Genomic DNA, 19140 nt, shown 5'->3' with positions numbered 1-19140 from the left:
ATAACTTATAACTGAAAACTGTTAATTAATACTACTGTCCAAATAATCTGGAGTACCATCACCGTCTGTATCAGTTAAAATAATAGTACTAATGGTTATGGTATTGTCCAATTGCTCTCTACTTACCTCATATTCATTCTCTGCAAATTCAGGATCAGGATCTCCTACAGAAATCGTGTATTCTCCATAATCAATTTCATCTCTTGTAAGCGTTCCATCACCATCGTCATCATTATCCATAAAATCAGCAACCAAATCCCCATCCGTATCATCTGTATATGGATCCCCATCTCCACTCAAATCTTCCATGTAAGAAGGGATATTATCCAGATCAAAATCTGTATGATTTAAGTTATATAATCTAACATTAAATATAAGAGAGGAATAAGCTGGTACTGTTGTTAAAGGCGAAGAAAAATATCCTAATCCGGAAGGAATAAAAATAGCTCCAATTCCATGACCGTGGTATGAAAATGTTCCATCGGGCTCTCCTCCCCCATTTGTATTTTCAGTGATGCTTGAAGCTGTTTTAAATTCGGTAAGTCCTTGTCTAAAACCATCAATTACTCCCGTTATTGTGGTACTAACCGTAGTTAAATTCAATAGAGTCGGATTAACAGTCCCATCAAACTGTTCTAAATTGGCTAAATTCAAACCTTGATAATTTAGAAATGCTTCATCTGTTCCATGAAGGACTTTACCATTCCCTTCTCTTACTTTAAGAACATAAAGTTTATATTCAATATCGTCAGAATAAGAATAAGCAATTTTATATTCCACCTGATCGATTAAAGGTATTTTATCTGCATTATCACCTGCTATTGTATCAAAAACAATTTGAAAATTATCATTTGCCTCACTATAAGGATTGTCAAAATCAAACTCATCATAATTATAAAAATGTGTAGCAAGAAACTCTTCTATTTTTATTAAATCTTCATCATAAACCTCTTGTCTGTCCCGATCTGGTACAGTGGTATAACTATCATCATCTTTTTTACAGGCAGCAAGAACCAATAATAAACAGATAGAGGTAAGACTGATTTTTCTTAACTTCATATTCATAAATTTTTAAGCGCAAGATACAATTTATTAATAATTTTGTCTTAAAATATTAACGTAGATTTATAAGTTTTATGCGGATTGACAAGTATCTATGGTGTGTGAGATATTACAAAACAAGAAGTTTGGCCACGACTGCCTGTAAAAAAGGCCATGTAAAGATTAACGGGGATGTTGCCAAACCCAGTAGAGATGTATTTCCTACCGATAAAATTCTACTTAGAAAAGAGCAGATTAATTACAGTTTAACCATAAATGATATTCCTCCAAACCGAGTAGGAGCTAAATTGGTTGACATTTACCGTACAGACACGACTCCAAAATCTGAATTTGAAGCTCAAGAACTCCTCAAATATTCGCAGGATTATTACAGAAAAAAAGGCACAGGTAGACCGACTAAAAAAGACCGAAGAGATATCGATGATTTTTATGATGAAAGTGAATAAAACTTGAACAACCAATGCTTATATTTGATAAAACTTTTTGAAAGGATGACCACAGAGAAAAATATCATACTTAACCATCAAGAAATCACAAATAAAATAAGACGTATTGCTTATCAAATCTATGAAAGCAATGTAAATGAAACGGAAGTTATCCTTGCTGGTATAGACCAAAATGGGTATCAATTAGCGAATGAGCTTAAAACCATTCTTGAAAATATTTCAGATATTAAGCCAATTCTCTGTAGAGTAATTATAGATAAAAAGAACCCTTTAAATCCCATAGAGACATCCATCAAGTCAGAAGACTACAAAAACAAATCGATTGTCTTAATAGATGATGTTCTTAATTCAGGAACTACTTTAATTTATGGGGTGAAACATTTTCTTGATGTACCTTTAAAACAGTTTAAGACCGCTGTATTGGTCAATAGAAATCATAAAAAATATCCTGTTAAGGCAGATTTCAAAGGAATTTCCCTTTCTACTTCCTTACATGAACACATCCATGTTAATTTGACTAATGGAAAAGCAGAAGCTTATTTAGAATAACTTGACAACGATATCTTCTATCACCTTATCTACATTTTGATTTGCATTTATTTTGTGGTCTGCCCTATTATAAAAAGGCAAACGCTCAAATAAATGCTTTCCTATAAATTCAGCCATCTCCTCTTCACTATGAATATGAGAAATTAAAGGTCGTGGGGATTTTTCTTTCATCAACCTTTTAAGTAATTCCGATAGCGGAACATTGAGAAAAAAGGATTTTAAATGGTCTTTATCAAATAATAATTCTGCATTATTTGAGAAACAGGGGGTACCTCCCCCTAAGGAAAGAACAAACTTTTCTGACCCCTCTAAAAGCTCTTTTAAATAGAAATGTTCCCTTTTTCTAAAATATATTTCACCTTTTTCAAAAAAAATTTCACCTATACTTTTCGCTTCTTTTTGCTCGATGTAATGATCAAGATCTATAAACGCCACAGACAAATCTTTTGCTAACTGTCTGCCAATTAATGATTTTCCAGAGGCCATATAGCCCATTAAAATAATCTTCATGAAGTTCCTTCTCAGTATTTCAAATTCCGTCACAAAGAAACAAAAGAAAAAAAGAAAAAAATATCTTGAAAAGGGTTTGTAAAATCAATTAAAGCTTTTATATTTGCACCCGCAAACAAGGAAACGTTTGACCTGGTAGCTCAGCTGGTAGAGCATAACACTTTTAATGTTAGGGTCCTGGGTTCGAGCCCCAGCCAGGTCACAAAAAAAAGTTAAGCATATGCTTAACTTTTTTTATTTTTGAATACTTCATGCGCACGTGGCGGAATTGGTAGACGCGTTAGGTTGAGGGCCTAATGATCGCTTAGATCGTGGAAGTTCGAGTCTTCTCGTGCGCACTTTTTCCCAAGCTACTTCATTTTATCCATCTTTTTGTTTATTTTTGTTTAATATTTTATTTGAAAAAATGAACAATATTAAAAGTGAGTTCAGTATTAAGGACCTAGAGCACCTTTCTGGGATCAAAGCGCATACCATAAGAATTTGGGAAAAACGCTATAACCTTTTTGAGCCAAACCGCACTGAGACTAATATTAGAACATATAGTATTGACAGCCTTCAGAAACTATTAAATGTGACAGCTCTATATAATAATGGGTATAAGATTTCTAAAATATCTCAACTAAGCAATCAAGAAATCCTAGATAAAGCTAAATTGCTCACTATATCCTCAAATGAAGACCATATTCTGAATATTTTTAAAATAGCAACCATCAATTTTGATAAAGCTCTTTTTATAAATACATATAAAAAATTAGAAACAGAAAAGCCCTTTTCAGAAATATTTCATGAGGTTTTTATGCCTCTTTTAGAAGAAATTGGGTTTTTATGGCAAACAAAAACCATCACACCCGCCCAAGAGCATTTTATCTCAGAATTGATTAAACAGAAAATTTTGGTCAATACTGAGAAATATCAATCGGCTGATGTTTCAAAAAATGAAAAAGTATACGCACTATTCCTACCAGATTATGAAATTCACGAACTAGGTCTTCAGTATGTAAACTACCAATTAACAAAGGAAGGATTTCAAACCATTTATTTAGGAGGCAGTGTGCCGCTTAACAGTTTAAAAGATTTGGTCAAAAACTACGATTATATTGAATTCATAACATATTTCACGGTTAATCCTACCTGTGAGAATATAGATAGCTATTTGGCCGAATTTCATACAGAGTTGCTAGACAATTCAAATCATCATTTACACATATTGGGTAGGCAAACCGATTGTATCGATCTAAAAACGCTTCCCAAGACCATTAAAACCTATGAATCCATCCAAAATTTAGTTAAAGCTATGTAGTATTAGTATTATTGTTTAGCTTTTTACTATATTTGTTAAACAAAATGAATACTATAACTATCATAGGGTCCGGATTTTCTTCTTTAGCTGCCGCATGCTACTTGGCAAAGCGGGGTGATAAAGTGACCATCCTTGAAAAAAATTCCTCTATTGGAGGAAGGGCCAGACAATATAAACATCAAGGGTTCACTTTTGATATGGGCCCCACTTGGTACTGGATGCCCGATGTTTTTGAAAGATTCTTTAAGGATTTTGGTAAATCTCCGTCAGATTACTACCAATTGGAAAAATTGAATCCCGCCTATTCGGTCTATTTTGGTAATAATGACCTAATAACCATTGGAGATAACTTGGATGATATCTGCATCGCATTTGAAGAAATAGAATCAGGAAGTTCGATTAAACTAAAACAGTTTATCCATCAAGCCAAGGACAATTACAACATAGCAATCAAAGATTTAGTTTACAGGCCTGGGGAATCTCCTTCAGAATTAATTACTTGGGATACATTCAAAAAACTCAATCAATTTTTTAGCACCATTTCTATGGATGTACGTAAGACATTCAAAAATAAAAAATTGATTCAGGTACTAGAGTTTCCGGTATTATTTCTTGGAGCCAAACCCAGTAAAACACCTTCCTTTTACAGTTTTATGAATTATGCTGATTTTGGCCTTGGAACCTTTCACCCTAAAGGAGGTATGTTTGAAGTTGTTAATGCCATCAAAAGGTTAGCTGAAGAATTAGGTGTACAGATCATCACCAATTCTCCAGTGACCGAAATTACGGTTCAAAATGGAAAGACCACGGGAGTTAAAAGTGGGCAAACCCTCTATAAAAGTGATATCGTGGTCAGTGGAGCAGATTATCACCACACAGAAAACCTTCTGAGTAAATCCCACAGACAATATTCGGAATCATACTGGGACCAAAAAACGTTTGCTCCCTCCTCCCTTTTATTTTATGTCGGGTTTGATAAAAAATTAAAAAACGTCAACCACCATACGCTTTTCTTTGACACTGATTTTGATATTCACGCCAAAGCCATTTATGATGAACCTCAATGGCCTGAAAAGCCTCTATTTTATGCTAGTTTCCCATCAAAAACCGATAGTTTATTAGCTCCAGAAGGTCAAGAAGCTGGCATATTTTTAATACCACTAGCTCCAGGTTTAGAAGACACTCCGGAACTCAGAAATGAATATTTCGAGAAAATAGTAGAGCGATTTGAAAGCTTGACCGATCAAAAAATCAAAAAGCATATTTTATTCAAAAAATCTTACTGTGTAAAAGATTTTATAGAAGACTACAATTCATATAAAGGAAATGCTTACGGACTGGCCAATACCCTTCTCCAAACAGCTTTCTTAAGACCTAAATTGAAAAGTAAAAAAATAAGTAATCTCTATTTTACTGGACAACTTACAGTTCCTGGACCAGGGGTTCCACCCTCTTTAATCTCTGGGAAACTGGTAGCAAACCTTATCAATAAATACCATCCTATTAATTATGAAAGCACTATTTGATCAAGTTTCACATCAATGCAGTAAAATTACAACACTTACTTACAGCACGTCTTTTTCAATGGCTACTAAGCTATTGTCCAAATCTATTAGACAAGACATTTACAACATCTATGGATTTGTAAGATTTGCTGATGAAATTGTAGATTCATTTCATGATTACAACAAACATTTTCTATTTCATTGGTTTGAAAAAGATTTGGATTTAGCCCTTCAAAATAGGATTAGCTTAAATCCTATCTTAAATGCATTTCAAGAGACCTATCATAAATATGGTTTGGACCGCCATTTGGTTGATGCGTTTATGCATAGCATGAAACTAGATTTGCACAAATCGAATTATGAAACTCCTGAAGAGTTTAAAAATTACATTTACGGTTCTGCAGATGTAGTAGGTCTCATGTGCCTAAAAGTGTTTGTGAAAGGGGATCAAGAAAAGTATGATTCTTTAAAAGATAGTGCCATGAGTCTAGGATCTGCATTTCAAAAAGTCAACTTCCTGAGGGATCTAAAAGCCGATTTTGAAGATCTGGAAAGATCCTATTTTCCAAATGCAGATTTCAACAACCTTACTGAAACTGATAAAAAGCAAATCATTGAGGACATTGAAGAAGACTTTAGAAAAGCCCTTATTGGTATTAAACAACTACCTATGGAGGCTCGATTTGGTGTTTTTATGGCCTATAGATATTACAGCCAATTACTTAAAAAACTAAAGAAAACACCTGCACTTCAAATTAAATCTGCTAGAATTCGTGTTCCAAACCACAAAAAAATCGAGTTACTTACTCGTAGTTATGTTAAATATCAACTAAATTTAATGTAACATGGAAATAGTATATTGGATTTTAGTCTTTGTAGGAAGTTTTTGCTTCATGGAATTTATGGCATGGTTTACACATAAGTACATTATGCATGGGTTCTTGTGGCATCTTCATAAAGACCACCACAGAAAAGATCACGACAGTTGGTTTGAAAGAAATGATGCCTTTTTTATTTTTTATGCCTTAGTCAGTATAGTATGCTTCTGCCTATGGAAATATGAAGACATTTGGTTTTGCTTGCCCATAGCATTAGGAATTTTTTGTTATGGATGTACCTATTTTTTAGTACATGATATTTTTATTCATCAGCGATTTAAGATTTTTAGAAATGCCAACAACAGGTATGCTAAAGGCATCAGGCGAGCCCATAAAATGCACCACAAACATTTAGGTAAAAACGACGGCGAATGCTTTGGCATGCTCTTCGTCCCTTTAAAATACTTCAAAGTCAAATAGATGAATTACCTATATCTCCTTCTGGATTTAGGATCCCTCTCTATTCCTTTTTTGTTTAGTTTTCATCCAAGGCTAGCATTTACAAAACAATGGAAACCCCTATCTTTTGGTATTTTTTGCTCCATGGTACTTTATATTCCGTGGGATATCCTATTTACGCAAAATGAAATCTGGGGTTTCAATTCTTCCTACTTCTTAAATGTACCTTTACTCTCCATTCCTATAGAAGAATGGTTATTTTTTATTTGCATTCCCTATGCCTGTGTTTTCATGCATCACTCTTTGATAATCTTGTTTCCAAAATTAAAATTGGAAAAAAAACAAGTAAAAGTGATAACGGGACTTCTTTTGACCATTTTAATTATTCTTTGTTTCATGTATTATGACAAATGGTACACACTTGTCAATAATGTTTATGCCATTTTTCTTCTTTTGGTTACAATTAAATGGTTTCCTAAGATCCTTAACACCTATTTTTGGACCTTTATGGTGATGTTGATCCCATTCTTTATAATCAATGGTATTTTGACTGGTAGTTTAATAGAAGACGAGGTGGTTTGGTACAACAATCTCGAAAATCTAGGTATCAGACTATGGACAATACCTATCGAGGATAGCATCTATGCATTCAGTCTTATTTTGAGCAATCTGTTTTTTATGGAAGTTTACAAGCGTTTATTTGGAAAGCAGGTCATTGATTAATTGGATTGTTTTTTCGCTACTCCAATTAGCCACTCCATTTTTATCTACAACAATTTTACCCGATTTATCAATTATAAAAGTTTGAGGAATGGTTGTATGCTCTAATTCCTTTGGATAAGTTTCCAATGGCCTAAAAACTGGGAAGGTAAAACCCTCTTTTTCCTTGAATGCTGTAGTTTTCGTAAACGGATCAGAAGTCACAAATAAAAAGCTGATTTCTTTTTCGGTATCAAAAGTATCGAACAACTCTTGCAAATCTGGCATTTCGGCTATACAAGGCGGACACCAAGTAGCCCAAAAGTTCATGATTATCACTTTTCCCTTTAAAGCTTCCAAATTAACCGTTGCTCCGTTTTCATCGATTAACTTCCAATTAAAATCATTGATTATAACTTGGTCCTTTTCATTAATCTGGCTTGGAGAAAATATACCCAACCCCTTATTTAAACCTATTTGAATTGTTTTTCGGGACTGAGGGATTATCAGTGACACTAAAAATACCCAAAATAAAATATTTCCTAATTTCTTTTTGTTCATGGCAATCAAAAAAAGCATATTTCCATTCTATGAAAATATGCTTTTCAACTAACAAAAACCCATTTTTTGGAGTTTTATTCCATGAAAACAACAGGACAATTCACGGTAGCCACACCGGTAGCCAAAATAGTAGCCATTCCTGCTGAGGCTAGATCACCTACATTTTCAAAATCGGTGTTATCATAAACATTGACACTCCATAGTGGTGAATAAAAATCGTCTTGCGGTACAGATGCAATCACATTGTGAGTTTGGCTGGTCCCAATTTCAGTCAAGAATCCTGAGGCGGGACCGCTTTCTGAATTATCAGGATCTGGATTAAGATTAAAACTGACAAAAATAGGCGACAAAGGAACCATATTAGACGTTCCTCCATCCAATATTTTTTCAAAAAATGAAAAGTAAAAAACAACTTGGTCTTTATACCATCCCATATGAAGGGAGTCATCCTCGCTATTAACCCGCATAGTAGCAGTTGATCCCTCTGGAACCACGGGACAGTTAACAATGGTTGAAGTCATTTCAATATTAAAATTTGAAGCCAATAAGTCTGCCTCATTGGTAATGGTATTGGCCACATAAGAATCTGAAACCGTCACCCTATTTACTTGCCAAAAGTCATTATATCCTGTATCACCTGGCACTACATCTATTATATTTATTTGACCTTCTACTGGATTTCCTTCGGAATCAAAAAACAAATAAATGGGTGCTGGAACAGTACTTTGTACATCAAAATTATAATACCTTACCAAGTTTCCATTTGGTGCCAATCCTTGGGTTAAAAAAGGTTCGCCCATGTCAAAATTAATGGGCTCATTAGCCTCTGGAAGACCATTACTAGCAGTCCTAACCATTAAAGTTCCTGCATTCATACTGAACCTATCAATACTTACTCTAGGAGCTGTAGCAGGATCTAAAGGTGTTTCAACTGAATGCACCACGCTCATGTTGTCATCATCGTTGTTACACGCTAAAAATGAAACAAACAATAGTGCTAAAAAAAATATTCTCTTTCTCATGATAACTAGATTTTTTTAATAATTAATCAAAGCTATTCAATGAAAAAGAAAAAAAATGTTAGCTATCTAACACTCGTGATTTTTTATACATTCTTATTTCCTTTCTATTAAAATCGATAAGATGTTCCTCTTTTAATTCATTCATTAGAATATTGAGAGTTGGCCTTGAAATTCCAATTAATGAAGCCATATCTTTTTGGGTATAAGGGTGCTTTATGATTCGATTTCCAGTTCCCTTACAATCATAACCAAATTCATCACACAACTCTTCCAAAAACTCCAGTAATCTGGTTCTTGCATCTTTAAACAATAGCAATTGCAATCTACGTTCTACCTTTTTAAACCGAAGGCCAATTAATTTGTACACCCTAAAACTAAAAGTTTTATTATCCCTCATCAATCCATACATGGTATCTACACCCACAGGGCAAAGTGTTGTATCATTTTCAATGGACTGGGCAAATTCATTCCTTTTATCTTCACCCAAAATGGCTTTCTCTCCAAATAACTCCCCCGTGCTTAAAATAGCTTTGGTTATTTCTTGGCCATCCTCAGTATAGTAACCAATTTTCACTTTTCCTTTTTCGATGAGATATACTTTATTGGAATGATCTTCCACGAAATAAATAAAATCCCTTTTGTTATAATGATTAATTTGATGGTCCTTTTTGAAGTTTTTGTATTTATGAGGGCATAACAATTTGAAAAGATTGACATCTTCGAAGCACCAAATCGAATTCATGAGTTAAAATGTTAGTTTAAAATTCTGTCGAATTCTATAATAAAAGCTTACTCATAAAATAAAAAACTCCTGAAGCTTTCAGGAGTTTTCATCTTTTTTTAAAAAAGGTTAAGCGTTTTGTTTCGCTATCAAATTCAATGCTGATCCTGCTTTATACCAAGCAATTTGTGCATCATTATAAGAATGATTTGTTTTAATAACATCTTTACTACCATCAGCGTGAACCACTTCGATATTTAATGGTTTGTCAGGTGCAAACTCATTCAAATTTAAAAAGTTGAAGGTATCATCCTCTTGAATTAAATCATAATCAGCTTCATTATCAAAGGTTAAAGCCAACATACCTTGTTTTTTTAAATTAGTTTCATGAATACGAGCAAAAGATTTCACTAAAACTGCGGCTACACCTAGATGTCTCGGTTCCATGGCTGCATGTTCACGAGAAGATCCTTCACCGTAATTATGGTCTCCAACTACAATCGTTTTTATTCCCTTGGCTTTGTAATCTCTTTGTGTATCTGGAACACCTCCAAATTCTCCTGTCAATTGATTTTTGACCATGTTAGTTTGCTTGTTGTAAGCATTAACAGCTCCAATTAAACAGTTGTTTGAAATGTTATCCAAATGACCTCTAAAACGCAACCATGGGCCAGCCATTGATATATGGTCAGTAGTACATTTTCCAAATGCCTTAATCAAAAGTTTAGCCCCTTTAATTTCGTCTCCAATAGGTTCAAACGGCGTTAACAATTCCAATCTTTCAGAATCTGGAGCAACGATGACTTCCACATCACTTCCATCGACAACGGGGTCTACATAGCCATTTTCTTTAACCTCAAAACCTTTTGGAGGCAATTCCCATCCAGTGGGTTCATCCAACATAACCTCTTCCCCATCTTCATTAATTAATTTATCGGTCATTGGATTAAAATCCAAACGACCTGCAATAGCTATAGCGGCTGTCATTTCTGGTGAGGCAACAAAAGCATGGGTATTTGGATTCCCATCTGCTCTTTTTGCAAAGTTTCTATTAAAAGAATGTACTATACTATTTTTAGGAGCATTTTTAGGATCTTCATAACGAGCCCATTGACCAATACAAGGTCCACAAGCATTGGTAAATATCGTAGCGTCTAATTTCTCAAATATATCAAGAATGCCATCTCGCTCGGTTGTATATCTTACTTGTTCTGAACCTGGATTAATTCCAAATTCAGCTTTTGTTTTCAATTTTTTATCCAAGGCCTGTTGCGCTATCGAAGAGGCTCTGGATAAGTCTTCGTAAGAAGAATTTGTACAAGATCCTATTAATCCCCACTCTACTGCCAGTGGCCAATCATTAGATTTTGCCTTTTCGGTCATCGTACCAACTTCCGTAGCTAAATCTGGAGTAAAAGGACCATTAAGATGAGGCATTAATGTTGACAAGTCTATTTCAATCAATTGATCGAAGTACTGCTCTGGATTTTCATAAACTTCATCATCAGCAGTTAAATATTCTTTTATTTTATTGGCTTCATCGGCAACATCAGAACGGTCTGTGGCGCGTAAATAGCGCTCCATGGATTCATCATACCCAAAAGTAGAAGTAGTTGCCCCTATTTCAGCACCCATATTACAAATGGTTCCTTTACCTGTACAAGAAAGATTTTTAGCTCCTGGACCAAAATATTCCACTATAGCTCCAGTACCACCTTTAACTGTAAGGATTTCTGCCACTTTTAAAATGACATCCTTTGGCGCTGTCCATCCTGAAATATTTCCAGTCAACTTCACTCCAATAAGCTTTGGGAATTTAAGCTCCCAAGCCATTCCAGCCATCACATCTACAGCATCGGCCCCACCAACACCAATTGCGACCATTCCTAATCCTCCAGCATTTACAGTATGTGAATCTGTTCCAATCATCATTCCTCCAGGAAAAGCGTAATTTTCTAATACAACCTGATGGATAATTCCTGCTCCTGGCTTCCAAAACCCAATTCCATACTTATTCGATACCGAAGCCAGAAAATCAAACACTTCACTACTTGTTTCATTAGCACGCTTCAAATCTGCCGCTGCCCCTTGCTTCGCTTGGATCAAGTGGTCACAGTGAACCGTAGTTGGAACTGCAACTTTGTCTTTTCCTGCTTGCATAAATTGCAATAGAGCCATTTGTGCTGTTGCATCCTGACAAGCAATCCTATCAGGCGCAAAATCAACGTAGTCTTTACCTCTTTTAAAAGCAGTATTTGGTTCCCCATCCCAAAGGTGGGCATATAAAATCTTTTCGGAAAGTGTTAACGGTTTACCCACTACCTCACGTGCTTTATCCACACGCTTTGGAAAGTTTTCATAAACCTTTTTGATCATATCAATATCAAAAGCCATAAATCTTGTTTAAAGGTTGAAAATTTAGTTCATTTTTAAGTTTCCACAAGATACAAAATAAGTGAGGTATTGTAAAACATTAATGAACTGGGTTTTCTTAAAAAAAGCCTAAAATGAGTCACAAAAAAAGCCTGAGTACAAACTCAGGCTTTAAATATGGTAATTGAAATAAGTTATGCTAAAACCAATTTCTTTTGAGATGGCTTAAACTTGGTTAAAACTATGCCATCCACAGCTTTTTCATATTCTTCCATGGTTGGCGTTCTACCCAAAATAGTAGACAATACAACCACAGGCGTTGAAGACAACAATGATTCACCCTTTTTCTCACCAGAATCTTTAACAACTCTTCCTTGGAACAAACGTGTTGATGTCGCCATAACCGTATCTCCCGGCTCCGCCTTCTCTTGGTTACCCATACACAAGTTACATCCAGGACGCTCTAAGTAAAGCATGTTTTCATACTTGGTACGAGCCAAACCTTTTGGAGCATTATCATCAAACTCAAATCCAGAGTATTTTTGTAATACTTCCCAATCTCCTTCAGCTTTTAACTCATCAACAATATTATAGGTTGGAGGTGCTACTACTAAAGGCGCTTGGAATTCTACTTTACCTTGTTGCGCTTCAATGTTCTTTAGCATTTGTGCTAAAATCTTCATATCTCCTTTGTGAACCATACAAGATCCAACGAATCCTAAATCGACCTTTTTAGTTCCGCCGTAATAAGACAACGGACGAATGGTATCATGTGTATAACGCTTAGAAACATCCTCATTATTAACATCTGGGTCAGCAATCATTGGCTCAGCAATTTCATCTAAGTCAATAACAACCTCTGCATAATAATTCGCATTGGCATCAGGTCTTAAAGCTGGTTTGATTCCTGTTTTAACTTCTTGAATTCTTTCATTTGCCTTGTCCACTAAACCTTGAAGCACTTGACCTTCATTATCCATACCTTTTTCAATCATGATTTGGATACGATCTCTAGCAATTTCTAAAGATTCAATCAAGGTTTCATCCTCTGAAATACAGATAGAGGCTTTCGCCTTCATTTCTGCTGTCCAGTCGGTAAATGTGAAGGCTTGATCTGATGTCAACGTTCCAATGTGTACTTCAATAACACGACCTTGGAATACATTTTCACCATCAAATTGCTTCAACATTTGTTGTTGCGTAGCATGTACCACATCACGGAAATCCATGAAACTTCTCATATTTCCTTTAAAGGTTACCTTTACAGATTGTGGGATTGGCATGGTAGCCTCTCCTGTAGCTAAAGCCAATGCAACCGTTCCGGAATCGGCACCAAATGCAACTCCCTTAGACATACGTGTATGAGAATCTCCACCAATGATAATATCCCAATCACTTACAGTAATATCGTTTAATACTTTATGAATCACATCGGTCATAGCGTGGTAATGTCCTTTAGGATCACGCCCAGTAATTAATCCGAAGTCATTCATGAACTTCATCAATTTTGGAATATTTGCCTTGGATTTATCATCCCAAACAGAAGCTGTGTGACACCCTGATTGGTAAGCTCCGTCAACAATTGGAGATATGGTGGTTGCCGCCATAGCCTCTAATTCTTGAGAAGTCATCAATCCTGTGGTATCCTGAGAACCTACAATGTTCACTTCCACACGAACATCAGAACCAGCGTGCAATGTTTTACCTGGTGTAGTTCCAACCGCATTTTTATTAAAGATTTTCTCTACGGCTGTTAAACCTTGTCCTTCAACAGAAATTTCTTTGGAAGGTGCATACACTTGAGGTACTTCAACACCTAAAACCTTAGCTGCAAATGTTTGTAACTTCTTTCCAAAGACCACAGCATAGGATCCACCAGCTTTGATGAACTCAACTTTTTGTGGAGTCAAAGAAGCAGAAATATCAATTAATTCCTGATCTCCGTTGTATAATTTTTTCTCTTTGGTATTAATAGTAAGGACTGTTCCTGTTTCGACCGAATAGTTTTGCTCTAAAACTGGATCACCATTGTCGTCAACAACCGTATTTCCTTCAGCATCTTTTTGTTTCACCCAGTTTTTAAGGTCGATTCCTATACCTCCTGTTACACCAACAGTAGTCAAGAATATTGGTGAAATACCATTTGTACCAGCAATTACCGGAGCAATATTGATAAAAGGCACATAAGGACTAGATTCAATACCGGTCCATAACGCTACATTATTGACACCTGACATTCTAGAAGATCCTACACCCATGGTTCCTTTTTCTGCGATCAGCATGACACGTTTATCTGGATGTTGCGCTTTAAGATCTAAAAGCGCTTTTTGCATGTCTTTGTTGTGCTCAAAAATAGATTGACCGTGTAACTCTCGATCTGATCTAGAATGTGCATCAGCTCCTGGAGACAACAGATCTGTTGAAATATCCCCTACACCAGCGATAAAAGTCACAACTTTGATTTCTTCAGCGACTTCAGGAAGCTTTGTGAAAAACTCAGCTTGAGAATAGCTCTCTAATATATCTTTGGCAATTGTATTACCTGCTTTAAAAGCTTCTTCTAGACGGGCTGTATCAGCTTCGTAAAGGAAAACTTGTGTTTTCAACACCTTGGCTGCCTCTTCTGCAATCGTTTCATCTTCTCCTAATGCCAAATCCAAAAGAACCTCGATTGAAGGCCCACCTTTCATGTGTGATAATTGTTCGAAGGCAAAAGCAGGAGTAATTTCTGCTACAATCGATTCACCTAGGATAATTTCCTTTAAAAATTTAGCCTTAACACCGGCTGCACTTGTCGTACCTGGTAACGTATTATAAATAAAAAAGTTTAGAGAATCTTCTCTGTTTGGATTATTGACATCTTTTATTTGATCAATAATCTCACTTAACAAATCGGCTCCATCAATTGGTTTTGGGTGAAGGCCTTGGACCTTTCTTTGTTCAATTTCCTTGATGTAATCGCTGTATATATTCATATTTAAAGAAATTATAATTTATTGGCTTTTTAAGACATAAAAGATGTTGAATTCGTTAAACGATTACAGATTCTAATAAATCTTAGCAAAAAGCCTTTAATTTAGTTTTTGAGTCAGGCAAAAATAGGAATTAAAAAACATTTTTTTTACTACGAAGATGATATAAAACACATAGTTCTATCAATAAAATTGATAATTTAAAAAATCAACGAAAACGTTTAAGTAAATTTAAAAAAATGAGTGGATTATGTCAATTTGAAAATTGATTAAAAAACTTCTTGAAATAAATTTTATCCCTTAGATCCATGAAGGGCTTTTCAAAAAATTTATATAGTAAAAATGCACAGAAAAACGTAATATTTAAATACACAATAGAATAAATAACTAAATCAAACGTAGATAATTCATCTGTTGGAATAAAATACTTCATCAACTGCAGAATAATAGAATAATGAAGCAAATAAATCGAGTATGAAGTGACACTTAGAAAAGTTATGGGATTCCGTATAAATTTGGGCGCTGTGTTCAAAGAACTAAGTGAGGGTAGCATGAAGCTTAATATGATGGAATTGATTGGAAGGTAGAGTACGTTCCAGAAAAAGGGCTCTTTATCAATATAAAAGTGAGCAAAAGGAATCAAAGCATTGATGAAAAGAAAAATTAATATGCCTACACCAGCTAAATGAAAACGATATCTGTACCATTGCTCCGAATAAATTTCAGACATTAATGCTGCTAAAACACCATAATAAATGGCATCCATACGATAAATTACAACTGACTTTAAATTGGTATTCCAATAATTCATATCCGAAATTGCCTCAAATTGATTGAACCAAATTTTCGTAACCAAGAAAAAACTTAAAATAAACACAGTAATTATCGCAAACCATTTTGTCCTATTAAAACCTATCTTAAATAATAGCACCGCATACATTAAAAATGGACCCAAAATATATGCAAATTCTTCGATTGGCAAACTCCAAGATTCAGTAAAAAACAAAGGCATCTCCCAAGCCAAATTCTGAATAAAAAAGAAATAATACCATAATTTATCGGGTAATGATCTACCCAAATAAATTACAACTCCAATATTTATGATAAGAGCTAAATAATAATTTGGTAAGGTTCTAAACCACCTTCTAATCCAGAAATAAAAAAGGTCATTAAAACTAAAATCGGCATTTTTATACAACTTATAGACTATCCTACCAATTAAAAAACCACTTAAAACAAAAAACATTTCAACGCCAAGAACTCCCCCAATTCTCATAAGATCTCCTATCAAACCGTTGTTATTAGGAAAAATCCATAATAAATGAGCAACAACTACCAAGAGAATAGCTAAAGCTCGCATTAGGTCCAATCCGAAAATTCTTTTGCTATAATCCAATTGCACTAAATTATTCTAAATTTGTTACTAGATACCATGAAGACCAAATTAAAAAAATATTTAATTCTTTTCTTAACCTTAGGAATTATTGCCATTGGTTTGTACTATTTGAACCTACCTAATAGGCATAGGGCTATTATAAAAACAACCCTTCTACACAAACTTAAACTAGTGGATAATTCTTGGAATATTGGATATACAGATTCTTCCACGACCTTTATTTCTCCAACTTTTGTAGTTGATAATATTTATAAGTCCATGGAAGGACCTCAAGCTTTAGGAACATTTCAAATAGACCCAAACAAAAGTGAGTTGGTTTGGCTAAATTCATTCAAAATATCAGCGATTGGGATTAATGAATTAGACTCGCTGCCTAGAGACTATATTTGCCATAGCAATTTAGATTATTATGATGGTGAACATTATGGAAAATGGGAGTTGTTTGACCGTATTGGAAAATACTATCCTAGACTAACCTCGATGAGTAGTGGCATTGAAGAATATAAATTCCCTGAAGGATTCGGGTTTCCTATATTTACAGACGAAAACATTTTTCTTTCAACCCAAACCTTAAATCATAATTTAAGGAACGCCACTTTTTCCTTAAAGCACAAAATAGATTTAGGCTTTCATAAACATTCTTCTGGTATGAAGCCATTGATTAGCAAAAGTCTTTTCATTGCTTTACCTTATGAAAATAAGCCAAACAAAATCGATTACAATTCCATTTCGTATAATTCAAACTCTTGCTTACCTGTCGACACAAAGAATCATGTTTATTTGAATCATGAGGGAAAGAGCGTTTCAGGTCATTGGTTTATACCAACGGGAAAGAGCACCTATAGATCCAAAGTGACTCATCAACTTAACCTTAAAGACAGTACTACACTTCATTTCATGATTCCTCATTTACATCCATTTGCTGAAAAATTAGAGTTTAGGGACGTAACCAATGATTCGACTATTTTCACTTCTTTAGCCAAAAATCATATCGACAAAATTGGTCTTAATAAAGTAACCTATTATTCAAGTAAAAAAGGTTATATGCTAAGTCCAGAGCACGAATATGAGCTTGTAGTTTATATCAATAACACCAGCAATAAAATTCAAGATATGATGGCTAGCGTCTTTGCCTTTATGTATGATAAAGATATGGCTAAAAAAATCCCAAACTCCATGCAAACTAATGATTAAATCTTTTCTTCTGGTAGTGTTGGTATTTCTTCTTTTCTCGTGTAATTCAAGAAATACACAAAACCCACCAGTTTTAAGCTATAATATAAATTCGGAAGGAAAAAAGGAATTTTATCAAGTATCCCATGAAAATTTTGTTGACCAATTCGGAAATCCTTTTTTAAATAGTTCTGTTGAAAACAAAGTGATCGTTGAAAATTTCTTCTTCACAAGATGCTCAAGTATTTGTCCACCGATGAGATTAAGATTAATGGACCTTGCCCACCTATTTGAAGGAAATCCAGACATTATAATTATCTCTCACACTATCGACCCTGAATATGACACACCAAAAGTGCTATTGGACTATTGGAAAAACACAAACACAGAAAAAAACCAATGGGTATTTCTAAATTCTGATAGGGATAATCTTGAATCACATGCTAAATCCTTAATGACAAGTTTCAAAACCAATAATCAAATTGAGGATTTTTATCATAGTAGCTACCTAACCCTTATAGATCAAAACCAAAGAATTAGAGGTTTCTACAATTCCTTGATAGAAGAGGAGTTAATAAGATTAAAAAAAGATATAGAATTACTCTTAAAGGAAAACTAAAACAAACTCTTAATAATTTGTTCTTCAGAAATACCTTCGGCCTCTGCTTTATAGTTTTTGATAATACGATGCCTCAAAATACTATATGCAACAGCCTGCACATTTTCTATATCTGGAGAAAACTTACCATGAATTGCAGCATGTGTTTTGGCTGCTAAAATTAAATTTTGAGATGCTCTTGGACCAGCACCCCAATCTACATAATCTTTAATCATTTCAGCAGCTGTTGTTGTATTAGGCCTCGTTTTACCCACCATTTTAACTGCATATTCTATCACATTATCAGCTACAGGAATACGTCTTATTAAATGTTGAATATCAATAATTTCTTCAGAAGTAAACAAAGGATTTACACTAGCCTTTTTATCTGAAGTTGTAGCCTTAACCACTTCAACTTCTTCTTGAAAGCTCGGATAATCTAAATTAATAGCAAACATGAACCTGTCCAATTGAGCTTCTGGTAGTGGATAAGTTCCCTCCTGCTCAATGGGGTTTTGTGTTGCCAGAACGAAATAAGGTAAACTTAACTTATAATGATGGCCCGCAACCGTGACTGCCCTCTCTTGCATTGCTTCAAGCAAAGCAGCCTGTGTCTTAGGTGGTGTTCTGTTAATCTCGTCTGCAAGAATAATATTGGCAAAGATGGGACCTTTAATAAATTTAAAATGACGGTCTTCATCCAAAATTTCACTTCCTAGAATATCACTAGGCATCAAGTCTGGAGTAAATTGAATTCGTTTAAAATCCAAACCAAGTGCTTGAGCAATCGTATTAACCATTAAGGTTTTTGCCAATCCAGGAACTCCTATCAAAAGAGCGTGTCCTCCTGAAAAAATAGAAATTAATATTTGATTGACTACTTCTTCTTGACCCACAATCACTTTAGCGATTTCAGATCTTAAAGTTTTATATTTATTCACAAGTTGCTCTACCTTGGCTACGTCTGACATGT

General features: G+C 34.7%; 18 protein-coding genes and 2 tRNA genes. 11 read left to right on the top strand and 9 right to left on the bottom strand.

Annotated features, from left to right (window positions below; translation table 11 throughout):
• Positions 1-21: 21 nt before the first annotated feature.
• Entirely contained in the window at positions 22-1059 is a 1038-nt protein-coding gene (locus ZA07_RS11590; RefSeq protein ID WP_053971840.1) for an FKBP-type peptidyl-prolyl cis-trans isomerase, read from the bottom strand.
• A 77-nt stretch (positions 1060-1136) separates the two neighbouring features.
• On the opposite strand from ZA07_RS11590, the gene ZA07_RS11585 reads away from it, so the two are divergent.
• Both ZA07_RS11585 and ZA07_RS11580 read left to right on the top strand, forming a co-directional pair.
• Complete coding sequence (locus ZA07_RS11585) at positions 1137-1508, top strand: RNA-binding S4 domain-containing protein (protein ID WP_053971839.1); 372 nt, start codon at positions 1137-1139, stop codon at positions 1506-1508.
• A 45-nt stretch (positions 1509-1553) separates the two neighbouring features.
• Positions 1554-2057, top strand: a complete 504-nt coding sequence (locus ZA07_RS11580) for a phosphoribosyltransferase domain-containing protein (RefSeq protein ID WP_053971838.1) — start codon at positions 1554-1556, stop codon at positions 2055-2057.
• Here the strand turns inward: ZA07_RS11580 and ZA07_RS11575 are convergent.
• Positions 2049-2567 carry a shikimate kinase gene (locus ZA07_RS11575; protein WP_053971837.1) on the bottom strand — a complete coding sequence of 173 codons (519 nt, stop codon included), beginning with the start codon at positions 2565-2567 and terminating at the stop codon, positions 2049-2051. The two genes, ZA07_RS11580 and ZA07_RS11575, sit on opposite strands and share 9 nt — an antisense overlap.
• A gap of 129 nt (positions 2568-2696) precedes the next feature.
• Here ZA07_RS11575 and ZA07_RS11570 point away from each other — a divergent pair.
• The 7 genes from ZA07_RS11570 (at position 2697) to ZA07_RS11540 (ending at position 7375) form a co-directional block, all read left to right on the top strand.
• Positions 2697-2769 (top strand) — tRNA-Lys (locus tag ZA07_RS11570).
• A gap of 51 nt (positions 2770-2820) precedes the next feature.
• A tRNA-Leu gene (locus tag ZA07_RS11565) sits at positions 2821-2905 on the top strand.
• A 68-nt stretch (positions 2906-2973) separates the two neighbouring features.
• On the top strand, positions 2974-3870 hold the full coding sequence (locus ZA07_RS11560; RefSeq protein ID WP_053972130.1) for a MerR family transcriptional regulator: 897 nt from the start codon (positions 2974-2976) through the stop codon (positions 3868-3870).
• A 44-nt stretch (positions 3871-3914) separates the two neighbouring features.
• Entirely contained in the window at positions 3915-5396 is a 1482-nt protein-coding gene (locus ZA07_RS11555) for an NAD(P)/FAD-dependent oxidoreductase (protein ID WP_053971836.1), read from the top strand.
• Positions 5380-6219 (top strand): phytoene/squalene synthase family protein, encoded by an 840-nt coding sequence (locus ZA07_RS11550; protein WP_053971835.1) that lies wholly within the window; start codon positions 5380-5382, stop codon positions 6217-6219. Before ZA07_RS11555 ends, ZA07_RS11550 begins: the two co-directional genes overlap by 17 nt.
• 1 nt (position 6220) lies before the next feature.
• Positions 6221-6673 carry a sterol desaturase family protein gene (locus ZA07_RS11545; protein ID WP_053971834.1) on the top strand — a complete coding sequence of 151 codons (453 nt, stop codon included), beginning with the start codon at positions 6221-6223 and terminating at the stop codon, positions 6671-6673.
• Positions 6674-7375, top strand: coding sequence for a lycopene cyclase domain-containing protein (locus ZA07_RS11540; protein WP_053971833.1), 702 nt, complete (start codon positions 6674-6676; stop codon positions 7373-7375). It begins immediately after the preceding gene.
• On the opposite strand, the gene ZA07_RS11535 is transcribed toward ZA07_RS11540, so the two are convergent.
• The 6 genes from ZA07_RS11535 to ZA07_RS11510 all read right to left on the bottom strand — a co-directional run bounded on the left by ZA07_RS11535 (position 7349) and on the right by ZA07_RS11510 (position 16396).
• Entirely contained in the window at positions 7349-7912 is a 564-nt protein-coding gene (locus tag ZA07_RS11535) for a TlpA disulfide reductase family protein (RefSeq protein WP_157492125.1), read from the bottom strand. The two genes, ZA07_RS11540 and ZA07_RS11535, sit on opposite strands and share 27 nt — an antisense overlap.
• Positions 7913-7986: 74 nt before the next feature.
• On the bottom strand, positions 7987-8934 hold the full coding sequence (locus ZA07_RS11530; RefSeq protein WP_053971832.1) for a hypothetical protein: 948 nt from the start codon (positions 8932-8934) through the stop codon (positions 7987-7989).
• Between the two features lie 58 nt (positions 8935-8992).
• On the bottom strand, positions 8993-9676 hold the full coding sequence (locus ZA07_RS11525; protein ID WP_053971831.1) for a Crp/Fnr family transcriptional regulator: 684 nt from the start codon (positions 9674-9676) through the stop codon (positions 8993-8995).
• 108 nt (positions 9677-9784) lie between these two features.
• Positions 9785-12049: an aconitate hydratase gene (locus tag ZA07_RS11520; protein WP_053971830.1), complete on the bottom strand. Its 2265-nt coding sequence runs from the start codon at positions 12047-12049 to the stop codon at positions 9785-9787.
• A gap of 173 nt (positions 12050-12222) precedes the next feature.
• Complete coding sequence (locus ZA07_RS11515; RefSeq protein WP_053971829.1) at positions 12223-15003, bottom strand: bifunctional aconitate hydratase 2/2-methylisocitrate dehydratase; 2781 nt, start codon at positions 15001-15003, stop codon at positions 12223-12225.
• Between the two features lie 250 nt (positions 15004-15253).
• Complete coding sequence (locus ZA07_RS11510; protein WP_157492124.1) at positions 15254-16396, bottom strand: acyltransferase; 1143 nt, start codon at positions 16394-16396, stop codon at positions 15254-15256.
• 36 nt (positions 16397-16432) lie between these two features.
• On the opposite strand from ZA07_RS11510, the gene ZA07_RS11505 reads away from it, so the two are divergent.
• Both ZA07_RS11505 and ZA07_RS11500 read left to right on the top strand, forming a co-directional pair.
• Positions 16433-17590, top strand: a complete 1158-nt coding sequence (locus ZA07_RS11505) for a hypothetical protein (RefSeq protein ID WP_053971827.1) — start codon at positions 16433-16435, stop codon at positions 17588-17590.
• Positions 17583-18188 carry an SCO family protein gene (locus ZA07_RS11500; protein ID WP_197276726.1) on the top strand — a complete coding sequence of 202 codons (606 nt, stop codon included), beginning with the start codon at positions 17583-17585 and terminating at the stop codon, positions 18186-18188. The genes ZA07_RS11505 and ZA07_RS11500 overlap by 8 nt, the downstream gene beginning before the upstream one ends.
• On the opposite strand, the gene ZA07_RS11495 is transcribed toward ZA07_RS11500, so the two are convergent.
• Positions 18185-19138 carry a MoxR family ATPase gene (locus tag ZA07_RS11495; RefSeq protein ID WP_053971825.1) on the bottom strand — a complete coding sequence of 318 codons (954 nt, stop codon included), beginning with the start codon at positions 19136-19138 and terminating at the stop codon, positions 18185-18187. The genes ZA07_RS11500 and ZA07_RS11495 overlap by 4 nt on opposite strands.
• Positions 19139-19140: the final 2 nt, after the last annotated feature.

The sequence above is a fragment of the Mangrovimonas sp. ST2L15 genome (assembly GCF_001280515.1).
GTDB classification, from domain to species: domain Bacteria; phylum Bacteroidota; class Bacteroidia; order Flavobacteriales; family Flavobacteriaceae; genus Mangrovimonas; species Mangrovimonas futianensis.
Note: the sequence above shows the minus strand (reverse complement) of the source record. Positions and strands in the feature narration are given on the sequence as shown.

Coding starts and splice junctions, on each gene's coding strand:
- ZA07_RS11590 (WP_053971840.1), bottom strand. CDS start 1,059: ATGAAGTTAAGAAAAATCAGTCTTACCTCTATCTGTTTATTATTGGTT.
- ZA07_RS11585 (WP_053971839.1), top strand. CDS start 1,137: ATGCGGATTGACAAGTATCTATGGTGTGTGAGATATTACAAAACAAGA.
- ZA07_RS11580 (WP_053971838.1), top strand. CDS start 1,554: ATGACCACAGAGAAAAATATCATACTTAACCATCAAGAAATCACAAAT.
- ZA07_RS11575 (WP_053971837.1), bottom strand. CDS start 2,567: ATGAAGATTATTTTAATGGGCTATATGGCCTCTGGAAAATCATTAATT.
- ZA07_RS11560 (WP_053972130.1), top strand. CDS start 2,974: ATGAACAATATTAAAAGTGAGTTCAGTATTAAGGACCTAGAGCACCTT.
- ZA07_RS11555 (WP_053971836.1), top strand. CDS start 3,915: ATGAATACTATAACTATCATAGGGTCCGGATTTTCTTCTTTAGCTGCC.
- ZA07_RS11550 (WP_053971835.1), top strand. CDS start 5,380: ATGAAAGCACTATTTGATCAAGTTTCACATCAATGCAGTAAAATTACA.
- ZA07_RS11545 (WP_053971834.1), top strand. CDS start 6,221: ATGGAAATAGTATATTGGATTTTAGTCTTTGTAGGAAGTTTTTGCTTC.
- ZA07_RS11540 (WP_053971833.1), top strand. CDS start 6,674: ATGAATTACCTATATCTCCTTCTGGATTTAGGATCCCTCTCTATTCCT.
- ZA07_RS11535 (WP_157492125.1), bottom strand. CDS start 7,912: ATGAACAAAAAGAAATTAGGAAATATTTTATTTTGGGTATTTTTAGTG.
- ZA07_RS11530 (WP_053971832.1), bottom strand. CDS start 8,934: ATGAGAAAGAGAATATTTTTTTTAGCACTATTGTTTGTTTCATTTTTA.
- ZA07_RS11525 (WP_053971831.1), bottom strand. CDS start 9,676: ATGAATTCGATTTGGTGCTTCGAAGATGTCAATCTTTTCAAATTGTTA.
- ZA07_RS11520 (WP_053971830.1), bottom strand. CDS start 12,049: ATGGCTTTTGATATTGATATGATCAAAAAGGTTTATGAAAACTTTCCA.
- ZA07_RS11515 (WP_053971829.1), bottom strand. CDS start 15,003: ATGAATATATACAGCGATTACATCAAGGAAATTGAACAAAGAAAGGTC.
- ZA07_RS11505 (WP_053971827.1), top strand. CDS start 16,433: ATGAAGACCAAATTAAAAAAATATTTAATTCTTTTCTTAACCTTAGGA.
- ZA07_RS11500 (WP_197276726.1), top strand. CDS start 17,583: ATGATTAAATCTTTTCTTCTGGTAGTGTTGGTATTTCTTCTTTTCTCG.
- ZA07_RS11495 (WP_053971825.1), bottom strand. CDS start 19,138: ATGTCAGACGTAGCCAAGGTAGAGCAACTTGTGAATAAATATAAAACT.